The following is a 17,292-nucleotide window of genomic DNA, read 5'->3' on the forward strand; positions in this document are numbered from 1 at the left end:
CCGTTGAGTTACCATACGCCGCGACCACTGCTTCCCTCGAATTCACTTCAAACAGGTTATTCATGCGTCTGTTCCACACCTCCGACTGGCACCTTGGCCAAAGCCTGCATGGCCAGGAACGCGACTTCGAACACGCCTGCTTTCTCACCTGGCTGCTGGGCCAGTTGCACTTGCGCCAACCCGATGCGCTGCTGATCGCCGGCGATATCTTCGACACGGTCAACCCGCCGGTCAAAGCCCAGGAGCGGCTCTACCAGTTCATCGTCGAGGCTCACGAGCAACAGCCCAAGCTGGACATCGTGATGATCGCCGGCAACCACGACTCCGGCTCGCGCATCGAGCTGCCCGGCCTGCTCATGCGCCGCCTGCGCACGCATGCCCTGGGCCGGGTGCACTGGCTCGATGAGGGCCAGCTCGACGCTGAGCGCTTGCTGATCCCGCTGACCAACAGCCGTGGCAAGGTCGCCGCCTGGTGCCTGGCGCTGCCTTTCCTGCGCCCGGCCGAAGTCACCGGCCCGCAGCTGGGCGACGACTATGTGCAGGGCATCACCCAGGTGCACCAGCAACTGATCAAAGCCGCCATGGCCAAGCGCAAGAAAGACCAGGCGCTGGTCGCCATCAGCCATGCGCACATGGCCGGTGGCTCGATCTCGGAAGACTCCGAACGCAGCCTGATCATCGGCAACGCCGAAGCGCTGCCGGCCAAGCTGTTCGATCCCGCCATCAGCTATGTTGCCCTGGGCCATCTGCACAAGCCGCAGAAGGTCAACCGCGAGGAGCGCATCCGCTACAGCGGCTCGCCGATTCCGTTGTCGTTTGCCGAGATCGGCTATCCGCACCAGGTGCTGGAGATCGAGCTTGAAGGCAGCCAACTGGTCAGCGTCGAGCCGCGCCTGGTCCCACGGGCCGTGGCGTTGCAGCGGATCGGCCCGGCGCCGCTGGCCGAGCTGCTCGAGCAACTGGCCGAGCTGCCGGTGATCGACCTGCTGAAAGACCCCAATCGCCAACCGTGGCTGGAAGTACGTGTGCGCCTCGACGAACCGCAGCCCGACCTGCGCCAGCAGATCGAGAGCGCCCTGCAAGGCAAAGCGGTGCGGCTGGTGCGGATCAGCGCCGAGTACGCCGGCCGCAGCGCGCTGGACGAGGACCAATTGCAGTTCGTCGAACTCAGTCAGATGACTCCGCAAGACCTGTTCAGCCGCGTCTGGGAGCAGGCCTACGGCAACCCGGTCGATGAGCAGACCCTGAGCGACTTTGCCCTGCTCCTGCAGGATGTGCAGCTGGAGGAGGAACAGCCATGAAAATTCTGGCCATTCGCCTGAAAAACCTCGCCTCGCTGGCAGGCCCGATCGACATCGACTTCACCGCCGAACCGCTGGCCAGTGCCGGCCTGTTCGCGATTACCGGACCCACCGGCGCCGGCAAGAGCACCCTGCTCGACGCCCTGTGCCTGGCGCTGTTCGGCAGCGTGCCGCGGCTCAATGACATCGGCCGTGAGGCCAAGGTGCCGGACGCCGATGGCGACATCCCCACCTACGACCCGCGCAACCTGCTGCGGCGCGGCACCGGCAGCGGCTATGCCGAAGTCGACTTCGTCGGTATCGACAGCAAGCGTTACCGCGCCCGCTGGGAGGCCAACCGCGCCCGCGACAAGGCCAATGGCAAATTGCAGATGAGTCGCCAGAGCCTCTACGACCTGGATGGCGAGCAACTGCTGGGCAGCGGCAAGAACGAATACAAGCAACTGGTCGAGGCACGCCTGGGCCTGAACTTCGAGCAGTTCACCCGCGCCGTGATGCTCGCCCAGAGCGAGTTCAGCGCGTTTCTCAAGGCCGATGACCGCGAGCGCAGCGACTTGCTGGAAAAGCTCACCAACACCGCCATCTACACCCGCCTCGGCCAACGGGCATTTGCCAAGGCCAAGCAGGCCGGCGAGGTCTATCAGGGCTTGCAGGAGCGCGCCAGCCACCTGCTGCCGATGGTCGAAACCGAGCGTACCGAGCTTGACCAGCGCCTGGAGCAGGCGCAACAGCTGCTCAAGGCCGAGCAGGCGCGCGAACGCGAACTGGACCAGCAACGCGCCTGGCTGCGCGATCAGGTGCAGCTGCAGCAGCAACTCAGCGCGGCTCGCGAGGCCTTGCACAGTGCCGAACACGACTGGCAGCAACTGGCCGGACAGCGCCTGGACCTGCAACACCTCGAGCGCCTGGCGCCGCAGCTTCATCAGTTCCAGCGGCAAATGGCGCTGGCCGGCGAGATTACTCCGCTGGCCGCAGCGGTCGCGGCGCAACTGGTTGAGCAGCGCAACCTGCACAGCCATAGCGAGCAGTTGCAGCAGGCCCTGCAAGCTGCCCGCGAGGCGCTGGCACAAGCGCAGGCTAAACACACCGACAGCGCCGCGAACCTGCGCCAAGCGTTTGCTGCTCAGGACAACCTGGCCCGCCTCGACACAGAGCTGGCGCAGTTGGGCACTGTCGGTGCCCAAGCCGATCAGGCCGTCAGCGAAGGCCAGTCGCAGCTGCAGCAGCTTGAGCAACAACAGCAGCACAGCCAGCAGCAGCTCGCCGCCATCGACGCCGCGCTGGCCGACAGCGCCGCACTGGCTGCTATCAGCAGCGCCTGGCAGGCCTACCGCGGCCAGTTGCAGCAACTGCTGCAGATCGGCAACCGCCTCAGCCAAGGCCGCGACGAGTTGCCCAGCCTGCAAGCCCAGGCCAGCCAGGCCAATGCCCTGCTGCAGGAGCAACGCGCCGCCATCGAGCTGCTGTTCCACGAAGCCGGCGCCGAACCGCACGCCCTGGCCGAACAGCTGGACCTGCTCGGCACCTTGCTCCAGGAGCAGCGCAAGCAGCAGCGCGCGGTCGAGCAATTGTCCCGCCTGCACGCTCGCGAGCAGGAGCTGCAGCACACCCTGCACAGCGTGCGCGAACGTCAGCAGCAAGGCTTGCAGCAGCGTCAGCAACTGATCAGCGAAGGCCAGGCGGCGAAGGCCGAACTGGACACCGCCGAGCAGGCTCTGACATTGACCCGGCAACTGCTTGAACGCCAACGCCTGGCGCGCAACACCAGTGTAGAGGAGCTGCGCGGGCAACTGCGTGATGGCGAGCCGTGCCCGGTGTGCGGCAGCGCCGAGCACCCGTTCCATCAGCCTGAAGCCCTGCTGCAAAGCCTGGGCCGGCATGACCAGGTCGAAGAGGCTGCGGCGCTGGCTCAGGTCGAGGCGCTCAATGCCCGCGTGGTCGAGTTGCGCACCCAGGTCGGCATGCTCAACAGCCAGGGCAAGGAGTACCAGCAGCAACAGCTACAGCTGAGCGAACAACTGCTACCGCTGCAGCAGGAGCTGCAAGCGCACGCCTTGTGGCCATCGCTCAGCACCCAAACCGACAGCACCCGCAGTGCCTGGCTGGACGGCCAGCTGCGCCGCCTCGAAGAAGAAATCAACCGCGACGAGCAACGCCAGAGCGCCCTGCTCACCCTGCAGAAAGACGCCGCCCGACTGACCCAGCAAGTGCAGGCCGCCAGCGACGCGCAGCAGCAAGCACAGCAGCGCCTGGATCAGCAGCACCAGGCCATGGCCGCCGATAAGCAACGCCTGGAGCAGACCCTGGCCGATTTTGCCGAGCTCCTTCCCGGCGATATCCTCAAGGCCCTGCGCGACGAGCCAGCCCATGCGTTTCTCGCCCTCGATCAACAGGTGGCCCAGCGCCTGCAACAGCTGGAGCAGCAAAAGGGCGAGCAAAACGAGCAGCAACAACGCCTGCAACAGCAGCAGCGTCTGGCCGACCAGCAGCAGAGCCGGCTGCAACGCCAGAGCGAGCTGCACCAGCAACTCGCAAGCCTTGCCGAGCAGCAACAACAGGCGCGCAGCGTGCTCGCCGAACTGCTTGGCGAACACGCCAATGCCGGTGCCTGGCAGCAGCACCTTGAGCAGCAGGTCGAGCACGCCCGCAGCGTTGAGGCCAGCACCGTGCAAGCGCTGCAGGACGCCCACAGCCAAAGCGTGCAACTGGCTGCTGAACTCAAGGCCAATCAGCAACGCCAGCAGGCCTTGGAGCAGGAACAGCAGACGCTGCAGGGCCAGATCAGCCAATGGCGAGCGGCCCATCCAGAACTCGATGATGCGGGCCTTGAGCGCTTGCTCAGTGTCGATGAAGCCACGCTGGACGCGCTGCGCCAGCAACTGCATAGCGTCGACAAGGCCATCGAGCAAGGCCGGGTATTGCTGCAGGAGCGCGAGCAGCGCCTGCAACAGCACAACCAACAGGCTCGGACCGAGCTGTCCAGCGAGCAACTCGAGCAGCACCTCGCCGACTTGCAGCAACAGCTGGTCGGGCACGAGCAACAATGCGCCGAGCTGCGCGCGCAGCAGGCCGACGACCAACGCCGGCAGCACGCGCACAGCGCCCTTGCCGCTGAAATCGAGCAGGCCCAGCAACAGTGGCAACGCTGGGCGCGCCTGAACAGCTTGATCGGCTCGGCCTCGGGCGATGTGTTCCGCAAGATCGCTCAGGGCTACAACCTCGACCTGCTGCTGCACCATGCCAACAGCCAACTGCGCCAGTTGGCCAAGCGCTACCGCCTCAAGCGTGGCGGCAGCGCACTGGGCCTCTTGGTGCTGGATACCGAGATGGGCGACGAACTGCGCTCGGTGCACTCGTTGTCCGGCGGCGAGACCTTCCTGGTGTCGCTGGCCTTGGCCCTGGGCCTGGCCTCGATGGCCTCGAGCACCCTGCGCATCGAATCGCTGTTCATCGACGAAGGTTTCGGCAGCCTTGACCCCGAGTCACTGCAACTGGCGATGGATGCGCTGGACGGCCTGCAGGCGCAAGGGCGCAAGGTGGCAGTGATCTCCCACGTGCAGGAGATGCACGAGCGCATCCCGGTGCAGATCCAGGTCCGGCGCCAGGGCAATGGCCTGAGCGAGGTGGAGGTCTGCGGATGATCCTCTACTCGTTTCGCCGCTGCCCCTGGGCCATGCGCGCGCGGCTGGCGCTGGCGTATGCTGGCTGCACCGTCGAGGTGTGTGAAGTGTCGATGAAGCACAAGCCGGCCGAGCTGCTGGCGTTGTCGCCCAAAGGCACGGTGCCGGTGCTGGACACCGGCGCCGGGGTGCTGGAAGAGAGCCTGGATATCATGCGCTGGGCCTTGCTTCAGCATGACCCGCAGGACTGGCTACTACGCGATGATCCAGCGGCAGCTGTGCAGGCAAACGCCCTGATTGCTCGCAATGACAGCACCTTCAAGGCTCAGGTCAACCTGTACAAGTATGCCGAGCGTTACCCCGAGCACACTCGCGAGGAGTACCGCCTGCAGGCCGAATCATGGCTTGAGGAGCTGGAGGCGCTGCTGCAAGGCAGGCCGTACCTGCTGGCCCAGCACCCAAGCCTGGCCGACGCCGCGTTGTTGCCGTTGCTGCGGCAGTTCGCCGGGGTCGAGCCTTTGTGGTTCGCCCAGGCGCCCTACCCCCAGCTGCGTGACTGGTTGCAGGGCTGGCTTGCGTCAGACCTGTTCAAGGCCGTGATGGCGCGCTGACTCAGTCGAGAAACTTCAGGTCCGACGGGGCCGACTGGTCGAACTTCTGCAGCGTTTCACCCAGTTGGCCAGTGCGTGGGTCGCGGTGCATGACCACGATCTGATTGCTCTTCTGGTTGGCCACCAGCAAATACTTGGCGCTTGGATCGATAGCAAATTCACGTGGGTGGTCGCCCTCAACCGAACGCCGCTGCAACAGGCTCAACTGGCCATCTTGCTTGCCGATCGCAAACACCACGATCTGATTGGCCGTGCCGCGATTGCTGACATAGAGGAAACGCCCATCGGCCGATAGGTGCAAGCCGCCGCCGGCCTTGGCGGCAGGGTCTTGGCTGTCGGTCAGCGGCAGGCGCTGGCGCTCGATCAGGGCATCGTCACGCACATCGAACATCACCACTTCAGCGCTCATCTCGAGGGTCAGATAGGCGTGCTTGCCCAGCGCGTCAAACAACAGATGGCGCGGGCCGCTGCCCGGCGGCAGGCTCACCGAAGCCGGCGTTGCCGGACTCAGGGGCTGCGTCGGGCTGGCGCCGTCGTAGGCGTAGACAAACACCCGGTCGGCGCCCAGATCGCTGGCGTACAGACGCAGGCCTTCGGCCGAAGGCACGACCGAATGCACATGGGCGCCGGCCTGGCGCTCCGGGTTGACCTTGCTTGGCGTGTGCGCCAACTGCTGCACCTTATCGCCAAGCTTGCCGTCCTTGGCCACTGGTAGCACCACCAGGCTGCTACCCGGGGCGGGCGCGACCGCGTAGTTGGCGACGAACAGGTAGCGCTGATCCTGGCTGAGGCTGGCGTGGGTCGGCTCATCGCCGGCGCTGGACACCTGGTTCAGTGGCGTGATCACGCCCTTGCTGCTCACTGCAAAACTGCTGACATGGCCGCGCGGGGTTTCATTGACGGCGAACAGCAAGCGCTGGTCGGCCGACAGCACCAGCCAGGACGGGCTGACCGTCTTCACCACCTGCAGCGGGGTCGGCTCGATACGGCCCTTGGCTGTATCGAACTGATATCGATAGATACCCTCGCTGGCAGTGCCTTCGGTATAGCTGCCAACCAGCAGGGTGGCCGCCTGCGCAGTGCCGAGCACCGCGCCCAATGCGCTAGCGCTCAACAGGGTTTTCCAGCTGCGGCTGATCATCTTCCTGGTCATCATCGTCTTCGTCCGAGCCGTACACGGCACTCATGCAGACTAGCTCATGCTCGCCCTGGTCATCGTTGAGGCGCCACTCTTCGCCTGCGCCGACCGCGGCCGCGACCTGTTCGGCAGTGAATTTCCAGCGTTTGAGGTTGCGCCCGTCCATGCATTCGATCACCAGGCCGCTGGCGTCGAAGGTGAAACCAAAGGCGTGCAGGCCATCGATCAGGAGCATGTCGCTGGTGGCGAGGGCAGTGGCGAGGGTGGTCATGGGGCTACCTTGATGCGCAAAGCGTCCAGTATAACCACACCCGGGCCAGGCCCGCTGCTCACCGCAGCGGCCTGACCGCACAAGCGTCAGTGGGCGAAGATCGAGCCGCCCTGCTTGCCTGCCAGTTTTTCCGGCTTGATCAGGAAGCGCGCCAGTGCCGGCAGCAGCCAGAGTGCACCGAACATGTTCCAGAGCAGCATGAAGGTCAGCATCAGGCCCATATCGGCCTGGAACTTGATCGCCGAGAAGATCCAGGTGCACACGCCGATGGCCAGGCACAAACCAGTGAACAGCACCGCCTTGCCGGTCGAGCGCAGGGTCTGGTAATAGGCCTCCTGCAACGGCAGACCAGCACGCAGGAAGCTCTCCAGACGGCTGTAGATATAGATCCCGTAGTCGACCCCGATACCCACGCCAAGCGCCACTACCGGCAAGGTCGCGACCTTGACGCCGATGCCCATGAACGCCATCAGCGCGTTGCCCAGCACCGAGGTCAGCACCAGCGGCAGGACGATGCACAGCATCGCGGCAAACGAGCGGAAGGTGATCAGGCACATGATCGCCACGCACAGGTAGACCAGAATCAGAATGGTCAGCTCGGCCGACTTGATCACCTCGTTGGTGGCCGCCTCGATGCCGGCATTGCCCGCCGCCAGAAGGAACTGCAAGCCGTCACGGTTGTGCGTATCGGCAAAGGCCTTGGCTGCGGCGGTGACGCGCTCAAGGGTTTCTGCCTTGTGGTCGTTGAGGAACACCAGCACCGGCGCCAGCGAACAGTCAGCGTTGTACAGGCCGTCGGCGCGGGCCACCGAGCTGTTGAGCACATCCGGGTTGCGCGAGAGGGTTTCCCATTTCAGGTTGCCCTCGTTCATGCCGCGGATCATCTGCTTGGACACACTCACCAGGGAGATTGCCGACTGCACCCCGGGGGTGTTCTGCATGGTCCACATCAGCTCGTCGATGGGGGCCAGGGTCGAGTGGATCGAGCAGCTCTCCGAGGGCGTCTTGACCATGATCACCAGCACATCGGAACTGGTCGAGTAGTTGCTGATGATGAAGTGGTTGTCCTGGTTGTAGCGCGAGTCCGGGCGCAGCTCCGGGGCACCCGGGTCGAGGTCGCCGATCTTCAGGTTCTGGCTGTACCAGAGGCCGCCGCCAAAGGCGACCAGCGCCAGCGCAACCGACACCGGTGCCACTTTAGGGCTGGCAAAGTTGGCCAGCAGGCGCCAGAACGGGTGCTCGCGGGTGGCGTCGCGCTTGGAGCGCTCGACGGCCTTTTTGCTGATGCCGACATAGGAGATCGCCACCGGCAGCAGGATCAGGTTGGTGAAGACAATCACCGCCACGCCGATCGAGGCGCCGATGGCCAGCTCGCGGATCACGCCAATGTCGATGATCAGCAGAGTGATGAAGCCCACCGCGTCGGCCAGAATCGCGATCATCCCCGGCAGGAACAGCTGGCGGAAGGTCCGCCGCGCAGCGGTCAGGGCATTGTCGGCGCCACTGGACTGCAGGGCGATGCCGTTGATCTTCTGCACCCCGTGGGAAATACCGATGGCAAAGATCAGGAACGGCACCAGCATCGAGTAAGGGTCGAGGCCAAAGCCCACCGCGTGCATCAGGCCCAACTGCCAGACCACCGCCACCAGGGTGGTGATCAACACGGCAATGGTGCTGCGGATACACCAGGTAAACCAGTACAGCAGGACCCAGGTGATCGCCAGCGCCACGCCGAAGAACAGCACCACCATCACCAGGCCGTCGATCAGGTCACCGACTTTTTTCGCAAAGCCGACGATGTGGATTTTCACATTGGGGTTCTGCGCCTGGAACTTGTCGCGGATCTTCTCTTCCAGCTGGTGCGAGAACTGCTGGTAGTCGAGCTTGACCTGCTTGCCCGGGTCCTGCGGATCGGGGTAGCTCTCCAGCAGTGGCACGTCGACGATGCTCGACTGGAAGTTGTTCGCCACCAGGCGCCCGACCTGGCCGGACTTGAGCACGTTGTCGCGCAGCTGATCGAGGCTTTGTGCGCTGCCATCGTAGGTGTTGGGGATCACCTCGCCACCGGCGAAGCCTTCTTCGGTGACCTCGGTCCAGCGCACGCTGGGGCTCCACAGCGACTTCAAGCCGGCGCGGTCGACACCCGGGATATAGAACACCTCGTCATGGATCTGGCGCAGGGTCTCCATGTAATCCTTGTCGAAGATGTCGCCGTTGACCGCCTCGACCGAGATGCGCACGGTGTTGCCGAGGTTGGCCAGGTCATTGCGGTGCTCGAGCATCTGTTCGATGAACGGGTGCTGCAGCGGGATCATCTTCTCGAAACTGGTCGAGGGACGAATCTGCGTGGCCTGCCAGAACAGCAGGATGCTCACCAGCAGGCAGAGGCCGATCACTACCGGACGGTTGTTGAAGATCATCCGCTCGAGCAGGGTGGGTTTGTCCTGATGATGCTGGGGCATGTCGAAGCGCTCCGGGCCGGTCATGGTTGCTGCTCCTCGGCGCCTTGGCCGTTGGCCAGGTGGATGCCGCCCTGCCCGACCAGCAGCAAGCCACCGTCGGCCAGGCTGGTGACGCCGGCCAGGGCGATGCGGTCGGCGCGATTGAATACGCTGAAGGTCAAGCCATCGTCACGGCTGCGCAGGACACTGCCGCCGTTGCCGACCAGGACGATACTGCCGTCCTCGAGCAGCGCCGCGCTGGCCAGGCCGAACTGCAGCGGGCCGCGACTGGCGGTCAGGGCGATCTGCTGCCAGCTGTCGCCGAAGTCACTGGAGCGGTAGAGGTTGCCCCGCAGTCCGTAGGCCAACAAGGTGTGCGCCTGGTCAGTGCCGAGTACGCCGAACAACGAGCCCTCGTACGGGCCCTCGACGCGCGACCAAGTGGCGCCGTTATCGCCGGAGCGGAACATGCTGCCCTGCTCGCCGACGATGAACAGGCCGGAGTCCTTGATCGCGGCGATGCCATTCAGGTGCAGTTGATCGGGGTTGTCGAGGCGCTCGGCGACGTCCTGCCAATGCTGGCCGCCGTCGGTTGTCTCGAGCAGCGCGCCGTAGGCACCGACGGCAAAGCCATGCTGGGCATCGACAAAGCTGACGTCGAGCAACGGCGCTTCGCGGGCGAGGTCTTCGAACTGCTTGCTCCAGGTGGCGCCGCCATCGCTGCTGGCGAGGATCTGCGCGTCGTGACCGACTGCCCAGCCGCGCTTGTCATCGATGAAGAACACCGCGGTGAGCAGTTGCCGGGTCGGCACGCGCGCCTGGCTCCAGGTCTTGCCCTGGTCATCGGAGAACAGGATATGGCCACGATCACCGACCACCACCAGGCGCTTGCCGGCGTGGGCGGCGTCGATCAGCAGGTTGTCGACTGCCTTGGCCGATTCGGTCGAGTACTCCTCGGCGGCAGCAGCGACGACAGTGCCGCTCCAGATACCCAGCAGCAACAGTGCGCCCGCGGCCAGTGGCCTGGCGTGCGCCATCACCCGTTCCCTCATGCCCTTCCCCTATTGTTTTTTTCTTGGTGGGTCATCCAGTGCAGGCACTGCAAGAAGCCTGATTCAGAGGCCTGCAACAGCTTTGAGCCATCCTAGCGGGGAGTTCTGCGGCAACACAATTGGCGGGACGTTATGTTTTGTTAACGGCGACAGCACCCTATTGTTTCGACCGCGTCGCCGGGGTGCTGCGCGGTCGGCGTAGGAGCGGCCTTGTGTCGCGAAAGGGCTGCGCAGCGGCCCCAGATTTCAGCTTCGCAGCCGATATCCCCGGGCCAGCTACGCTGGCCTTTCCGACCGGTCCGGCGCCCCGGCAAGGCCGCTCCTACGCCAGATCGCGGGCGCTCGCCAGGTTCATGCCAGGCTCTTGCTGACCACCTCATAGACGTCGCTGGACAAGGTGCCCGACGCCAGAATCCGCTCCAGCTCGGCCTTCATCAACGCCTGACGCGCGCTATCGTACTTGCGCCAGCGGGTCAGCGGCGCGAGCTGGCGCGAGGCGATCTGCGGGTTGAGCGCATTAAGCTCGATGACCAGGTCCGCCAGGAAGCGATAGCCGGAACCGTCGGCCGCGTGGAAGTTGACCAGGTTCTGCCCGGCAAACGCGCCGATCAGTGCGCGCACCTTGTTCGGGTTCTTCAAGGTGAATGCCGGGTGCTGCATCAGCGCCTTGACCCGCGCCAGGCCGCCCGGCAACGAGCTGGCTGCCTGCACGCTGAACCACTGGTCCATGACCAGCGGGTTATCCTTGAAGTGCTCGGCGAAGGCTTGCAGCACTTCGGCGCGCTCGGCCTCGAACGGCGAGTTGACCAACACCGCCAGCGCGGTCAGGCGCTCGGTCATGTTGTCGCTGTCCTTGAACTGCTCAAGGGTCGCCGCCAGCACCTGCGGCTTGCCGCTGAGCATCAGGTACGACAGGGCGATGTTCTGCAGGCTGCGCCGGGCGAAGTGCTCGGCGGCCGCCACATATGGCGTGCGCCGCGACACTTCACGGTTGGCCTGATAGCGCGACCACAAGGCGTCGAACAGCTGCTCGGCGATCTGCTTGCGGGCAAATTCGCGGGCCGCGTGGATCGCGTCGACGTCGGCCACCTGGCTGATCTCGGTCAGGTAGGCCTCACCTGGCAGCGAGAGCATTTCCGCGACCATGGCCGGGTCCAGCGCGTCATTGCCGATGACCGTGGCCAGGGCAGTGATCAAACGCGGATCGAGGCTCAACGGCTGGCCGGCCTGATGCTGGCCGATCAGCTCCTGCAGCACTTGCACCGACAATTGCTGGCCGGCTTCCCAGCGATTGAAACCGTCGCTGTCGTGCTGCATGAGGAACATCAGCTGGTCGCGGTTGTACGGGAAGCTCAGCTTGACCGGCGCACTGAAGCCGCGCAGCAGCGACGGCAATGGCTTGGCGGCGATGTCGAGGAAGGTGAAGGTCTGCTCGGCCTCGGTCAGCGACAGCACGCGGCTGCTGCCCTGGGCGCTGGCTTCGCCGTCCAGGCGCAGCGGCAGGTCGTTGCCGTCGGCGTCGAGCAGGCCCAGCGCGACCGGAATCACGAACGGCAGTTTCTCGCGCTTGTCCGGCGTCTGCGGGCAGCTCTGGCGGAAGGTCAGGCTGTAGCGCTGCGCTGTGCTGTCATAGGCTTCACTGACCTCGAGGCGCGGCGTGCCGGCCTGGCTGTACCAGCGTTTGAACTGGGTCAGGTCAACGCCGTTGGCGTCTTCCATGGCCTTGATGAAGTCATCGCAGGTAACGGCCTGGCCGTCGTGACGCTCGAAGTACAGGTCACTGCCCTTGCGGAAGCCCTCGGCGCCCAGCAGGGTGCGGACCATGCCGACCACTTCTGCGCCCTTCTCGTAGATGGTCAGGGTGTAGAAGTTGGAGATTTCAATGAAGCTGTCCGGGCGCACCGGGTGGGCCATCGGGCCTGCGTCTTCGGCAAACTGATGGGTTCGCAGGTACGCCACGTCCTCAATGCGCTTGACCGTGCGCGAGTTCATGTCGGCGCTGAATTCGGCGTCGCGGAACACCGTGAAGCCTTCCTTGAGCGACAGCTGGAACCAGTCGCGGCAGGTGATGCGGTTGCCGGTCCAGTTGTGGAAGTACTCGTGCGCGACCACCCCTTCAACGCGCTGGTGAGCGGCGTCGGTGGCCGTTTCGGCACGCGCTAGCACACAGCTGGAGTTGAAGATGTTGAGGCCCTTGTTTTCCATGGCGCCCATGTTGAAGTCGTTGACCGCGACGATCATGAAGATGTCCAGATCGTACTCGCGGCCATAGACTTCCTCGTCCCAGCGCATCGACTTCTTGAGGCTGACCATCGCGTGCTGGCACTTGTCGATGTTTTCTGGCTCGACATAGATGCGCAGCGCCACGTCACGGCCGGACTGGCGAGTGAAGGTGTCTTCGACGCACCAGAGGTCGCCCGCCACCAGGGCGAACAGGTAGGCCGGCTTCTTGAACGGGTCTTCCCAGGTTGCCCAGTGGCGGCCGTCGTCAGCCGGGCCGCTGCCGATCGGGTTGCCGTTGGACAACAGGATCGGATAGCGATGCTGCGCGGCGATCACCGTGGTGGTGAACGTGCTCATCACATCCGGGCGGTCGAGGTAGTAGGTGATCTTGCGAAAGCCCTCGGCCTCGCACTGGGTGCAGTACATCGACCCCGACTTGTACAGGCCCTCCAGAGCCGTGTTGCTCTCGGGGTGGATCTTCACCGTGGTGTCGAGGGTGAACGTCTGCGCTTTCGGATGCAGGGTCAGGCTGTCGTCATCAAGCTGGTAATCGCCCGCGCTCAGGGCCTGGTCATCCAGTTGCACACTGACCAGTTGCAGCTGTTGACCGTTCAGCACCAACGGCGGCAAGCCTTCGCCACGCGCCGGGTTGCGACGCATCAGCAGTTGCGCATGGACCAGGCTGTGGTCCTCGAACAACTCGAAGGTCAGGTGCGTCTCGTCGATCAGGTACTCGGGCGCCTGGTAATCCTTGAGGTAGATCACTTGCGGTTGTTCGGTGCGCATGTGGCTGTCCTTTTACTGATGCACGGCCAACTGGTAGGCCGTGTATTTACGAATATTGATCACGCCGGTATCGAAGATCAGGTACTGGCCCTTGATCCCGAGCAGAGTGCCTTCGATGACCGGGGTCTTGTCCAGGTTGAGGCTGACGATCTTTTTCGGATAGGCCTCGACCGGGTAACGGATCTCGACCACCTCGGCATCGGGCAGCGGCTGGATCGCTTGAAGGCCAAAACGTTCGTGCAGGGTGCGAATACCGTCGGCGCAGGCCTCGAAGATCTGCTCGCGAATCGCCGCCAGGTCGAGCACCTCGGCATCGCCCTTGAGCAGGTTGCGCCAGTTGGTGCGGTCTGGCACCTGGCTGCGCAATACATCCTCGACCAGGCCCGACTGCTGCCGAGTGGAAACGCGCATGATCGGCAGGGCCTGGATGGCGCCCTGATCGAGCCAGCGGGTTGGCAGTTGGGTAGCGCGGGTGATACCGACCTTGACCCCCGACGAGTTGGCCAGGTAGACCACGTGATCGGTCATGCAGAACTGCTCGCCCCAGGACGGCTCGCGGCAGGTGCCGGCGTCGTAGTGGCAACGTTCCGGAGCCATGATGCACAGGTCGCACTGGGCCAGCTTGGTCATGCACGGGTAGCAGTAGCCCTGGCTGTAGCTGGTCTTGGTGCGCTTGCCGCAGTGGCTACAGTGGATGGCACCGAGGTATTCAAGACGCAGGGTCTTGCCGATCATCGGGTTGACCGGCACCAGCGAATCACCCAGGCGAAAGCTGTATTGCACAACCGGTGCCTGCAACTGCACCGACATCTTGCTCAAAGAGCCACGAGCGAGTTCGATCAATGTACCGAGTCCGACTTGAACAGAATATTGGCGATGGGCGCCGACTTCGAGGCACACTCTTGCGGGCCCATGTAACCGGTACGCTGGTCTTCCGGCAGGTTCTGCAGTTCCCAGGCGATGACCGCCTGCAGCGACAGCTCTTTCTGCTCGACGGTGAGCTTGCGCCCGTCGGACCATTTGCCCAGCTCGACCGCAAGCTTGAGGCTCTGGTAGATCTCGGGGGTGATGTTTTCAATCATTTGGGCGAACGTGGACATTGTCTCTCCTCAATCAAGCCGACAGTTTACGCCGCGCCAGCGCGCCACCCAAGAGCCCAGTCAGGCATCCGATGAGCAGGCCACCGACATGCGCGGCATTGGCGATCTGGCCGAAGCCGAGCTGGCCGACCACGCCGGTCAGGCACACCACCAGCCAGATCAGCATCATCACCAGTACGCCCTTGGGCAGGCGGTAATGCGGGTTGGGTGCCAGCCACTGGTACAGCCAGACGTAGCCGAGCAAGCCGTACAATACGCCGGACAGCCCGCCGAACAGGCTCGGGCCGCCGACCAGGTGCTGGGCCAGGTTGGAGATCAGGCTGAACAGCAGCGTCAGCAACAGCAGCAACCAAGGCCCCTGGCGCAGCTCGATGCGCTTGCCCAGCTCCCAGTACCACATGCCATTCATGGCCAGGTGGAGGAAGCCGAAGTGCAGCAGCATTGGCGATATCAGGCGCCACCACTGACCGTCGCTCAGGCCTTGCGCCAGCGAGGTGAAGTACAGATATTCACCCTGCACGCGAAAATCGAGAAAGGTGAACCAGCTCAGAGTCGACAGGTTGTCGCCCAGCCCGGTGATTGCCGCCACCACCACGCACAGCAGCAGTACGCCAGCCGTGACCTTGCACGCGCGGGCCTGCTGGGCCAGGGACGGTTGCCTGGGCAGGCTGGCCTGAGCCGCGGCCGGAAGTTCAATCTGGTCGTTGCCTTCGGGGTAGCGCTCATACAGCTGGCGGACATCCTCGAGCAAGGCCTGCGGCGCCCACAGCACCTGCTCTTCGCCCTCCTCGCTGACCCGGTGCGGCACCTGCAGGCGGCGCAGCAGGCTGACAAAACCACTGAGGTCGACGGTCAACGGCAGGCGCAGCACTTCGATCACATTCATTGAGTGTCCTGTGGGCGCTCGACATCGACCCAGACGAACTTGTGCGGGTCGATGCCGGTTTCGTCATCCAGGCGATAGGCCGCCAGTTTGCCGTAGAGCACGGCGCTGTAATCCAGGCAGGCCAGATTGGGCCGGATCGGCGCCGGGCGACCGCTGCGCCAGTAATGGCCGACGAACAGCATCGGTTGCGCTTCGTCATAGCGCAGCAAGGCGTTTTTCTGCGTGTGGCTGAGCGGCGCGCTGGCCACCTCGTCCGGCAAGGCATCGGGCTGGAACACGATGTCGCCGTAGGTCTGCGGGTCTTCTTCCCAGAACTTGGTGCGGAAGAACGCCCGCGTCAGGCCATCGCCACCGGTCAGGGTGAGGCCATCCGGCAGGCGCATGTCGGTGCCGCGCAGGAGGCGATTGCACACGGTCGAGGCAAAGCTGCCGGACACACCCGAGGCCTGAATGAAGTGCTCGTCGATGCAGCCGCTTGGGTACTGCGGGCGCAACTGCTCGATCAGGCTCGGGTCCCAGCAGGCGTGCACCAGCCGGAAGCGCCCGGCATCGACAAACAGCGGCAGCTGGTAGAACCAGGCCAGGAAGTCGTGCCAGTCGCCCGGGTGCTGGGCGAACTGGGTCAGGGTTTCGTCGATCAGGCGCGCGTTACGCGGCGTGTGCTCACGGACAAATGCCTTGCCACTGCCGGGCAGCGCCGGCGTGACCCAGGCCAAGGCGTTGTACTCATGGTTACCCATGATGCAGAACGCCTGACCGGCCACGACCATGTCGTGGACGATATGCAGCGCCTCGCGAATTCGCGGGCCGCGATCGACGATATCGCCGAGGAACAGTGCCTGGCGCCGTGGATGCCGCCAGACCCCGCCCACGCGCTTGTAGCCGAGGGTATCGAGCAGGCGTTCGAGGGTATGTGCACACCCGTGCACGTCGCCGATGATATCGAAACTGCGCGCCGGATCGAGCATCAGTCGCCCCCACCCCCCAGGCGGCTGCCCCAGCCGAGCTTGGTGCGGCAGACTTCGTAGTAGTTGTGATCGAGCGGGTGGATCAGGCGCAGTTTCTGCGGCTTCTTGCTCACCGTGATGGTATCGCCGGGGGCGCAGGTGAAGTGGTTCTGGCCGTCACAGGACACTTGCGGATAGATCTGCAGGTCCTGCGAGACGACGATCTTCAGCTCGCTGTTGCCATCGACCACGATTGGCCGGCCCGACAGGGTGTGCGGGTACATCGGCACGATGACGATGGCGTCGAGCTTGGGGTGCATAATCGGCCCGCCGGCCGACAGCGCATAGGCGGTCGAGCCGGTGGGGGTGGCGACGATCAGGCCGTCGGCCTTCTGGCTGCAGACGAACTGGCCGTCAATGTAGATTTCGAACTCGATCATCCGCGTCGACTTGCCCGGGTGCAGGACCACGTCGTTGAGCGCGTCGCCCTGGCCAATGGCTTCACCGTGGCGGCGCACTTCGGCCTGCAGCAAGAAGCGGTTTTCCACCAGATAGTGGCCGTCGAGCACTTCGGCGACCTTGACCTCAAGCTCATCCGGGCGGATGTCGGTGAGAAAGCCCAGGTTGCCGCGGTTGATACCGAGCACCGGCACATTGTGCCGGGCCAGCGCGCGGGCGGCGCCGAGCAGGCTGCCATCGCCGCCGACCACGATGACCAGGTCACAGACCTCGCCGAGCAGCTTGCGGGTCGAGGTCTGCAGGCCATGCCCTGGCAGCACTTCGGCAATCGTGTCCTCGAGGATCACGTGCATATGGCGATCAAGGAGGAACGTTTTCAGTCGGCGAATGGTGTCGAGCACCTGTGAGCTGCCCAGGCGGCCGATGATACCGATATTGCGAAATTGCTCCATGGTGC

Annotated in this window: 13 protein-coding genes; 3 read left to right on the forward strand and 10 right to left on the reverse strand. The window is 64.4% G+C overall.

The annotated features are described in order from the left end of the window. Positions 1–62: 62 nt before the first annotated feature. From CXQ80_RS16390 to CXQ80_RS16400, 3 genes are read left to right on the forward strand one after another with little or no spacing between them, the layout of a single operon-like run. Positions 63–1,301, forward strand: a complete 1,239-nt coding sequence (locus CXQ80_RS16390) for an exonuclease SbcCD subunit D C-terminal domain-containing protein (protein ID WP_101321361.1) — start codon at positions 63–65, stop codon at positions 1,299–1,301. Then, complete coding sequence (locus CXQ80_RS16395; protein ID WP_101321363.1) at positions 1,298–4,942, forward strand: AAA family ATPase; 3,645 nt, start codon at positions 1,298–1,300, stop codon at positions 4,940–4,942. The genes CXQ80_RS16390 and CXQ80_RS16395 overlap by 4 nt, the downstream gene beginning before the upstream one ends. Beyond that, positions 4,939–5,532 carry a glutathione S-transferase gene (locus tag CXQ80_RS16400; protein ID WP_101321365.1) on the forward strand — a complete coding sequence of 198 codons (594 nt, stop codon included), beginning with the start codon at positions 4,939–4,941 and terminating at the stop codon, positions 5,530–5,532. Before CXQ80_RS16395 ends, CXQ80_RS16400 begins: the two co-directional genes overlap by 4 nt. Position 5,533: 1 nt before the next feature. On the opposite strand, the gene CXQ80_RS16405 is transcribed toward CXQ80_RS16400, so the two are convergent. The 10 genes from CXQ80_RS16405 to CXQ80_RS16450 form a co-directional block, all read right to left on the reverse strand. Further along, positions 5,534–6,688, reverse strand: coding sequence for a lactonase family protein (locus CXQ80_RS16405; RefSeq protein WP_101321367.1), 1,155 nt, complete (start codon positions 6,686–6,688; stop codon positions 5,534–5,536). Further along, positions 6,636–6,941 (reverse strand): DUF5629 family protein, encoded by a 306-nt coding sequence (locus tag CXQ80_RS16410; protein ID WP_101321369.1) that lies wholly within the window; start codon positions 6,939–6,941, stop codon positions 6,636–6,638. The genes CXQ80_RS16405 and CXQ80_RS16410 overlap by 53 nt, the downstream gene beginning before the upstream one ends. Before the next feature lie 86 nt (positions 6,942–7,027). Next, positions 7,028–9,403 (reverse strand): RND family transporter, encoded by a 2,376-nt coding sequence (locus CXQ80_RS16415; RefSeq protein WP_101323077.1) that lies wholly within the window; start codon positions 9,401–9,403, stop codon positions 7,028–7,030. A gap of 20 nt (positions 9,404–9,423) precedes the next feature. Next, positions 9,424–10,434 (reverse strand): YCF48-related protein, encoded by a 1,011-nt coding sequence (locus CXQ80_RS16420; protein WP_101321371.1) that lies wholly within the window; start codon positions 10,432–10,434, stop codon positions 9,424–9,426. A gap of 351 nt (positions 10,435–10,785) precedes the next feature. After that, the gene (gene pepN, locus CXQ80_RS16425; protein WP_101321373.1) at positions 10,786–13,443 is read right to left on the reverse strand and encodes an aminopeptidase N; all 2,658 of its coding nucleotides are present in this window, start codon (positions 13,441–13,443) and stop codon (positions 10,786–10,788) included. A 12-nt stretch (positions 13,444–13,455) separates the two neighbouring features. Beyond that, the gene (locus CXQ80_RS16430; protein ID WP_101321375.1) at positions 13,456–14,286 is read right to left on the reverse strand and encodes a DUF2797 domain-containing protein; all 831 of its coding nucleotides are present in this window, start codon (positions 14,284–14,286) and stop codon (positions 13,456–13,458) included. After that, a complete protein-coding gene (locus CXQ80_RS16435) occupies positions 14,283–14,543 on the reverse strand; it encodes a YeaC family protein (protein ID WP_101321377.1) in 261 nt (86 codons plus the stop codon). Before CXQ80_RS16435 ends, CXQ80_RS16430 begins: the two co-directional genes overlap by 4 nt. Before the next feature lie 13 nt (positions 14,544–14,556). Further along, on the reverse strand, positions 14,557–15,429 hold the full coding sequence (locus CXQ80_RS16440) for a rhomboid family intramembrane serine protease (protein ID WP_101321379.1): 873 nt from the start codon (positions 15,427–15,429) through the stop codon (positions 14,557–14,559). Then, entirely contained in the window at positions 15,426–16,397 is a 972-nt protein-coding gene (locus tag CXQ80_RS16445) for a metallophosphoesterase (protein ID WP_101321381.1), read from the reverse strand. Before CXQ80_RS16445 ends, CXQ80_RS16440 begins: the two co-directional genes overlap by 4 nt. After that, entirely contained in the window at positions 16,397–17,287 is an 891-nt protein-coding gene (locus CXQ80_RS16450) for an NAD(+) kinase (RefSeq protein WP_101321383.1), read from the reverse strand. The genes CXQ80_RS16445 and CXQ80_RS16450 overlap by 1 nt, the downstream gene beginning before the upstream one ends. Between the last annotated feature and the right edge of the window lie 5 nt (positions 17,288–17,292).

Origin of the sequence: Pseudomonas sp. 02C 26 (assembly GCF_002843585.1) — a bacterium.
GTDB lineage: Bacteria > Pseudomonadota > Gammaproteobacteria > Pseudomonadales > Pseudomonadaceae > Aquipseudomonas > Aquipseudomonas shirazensis.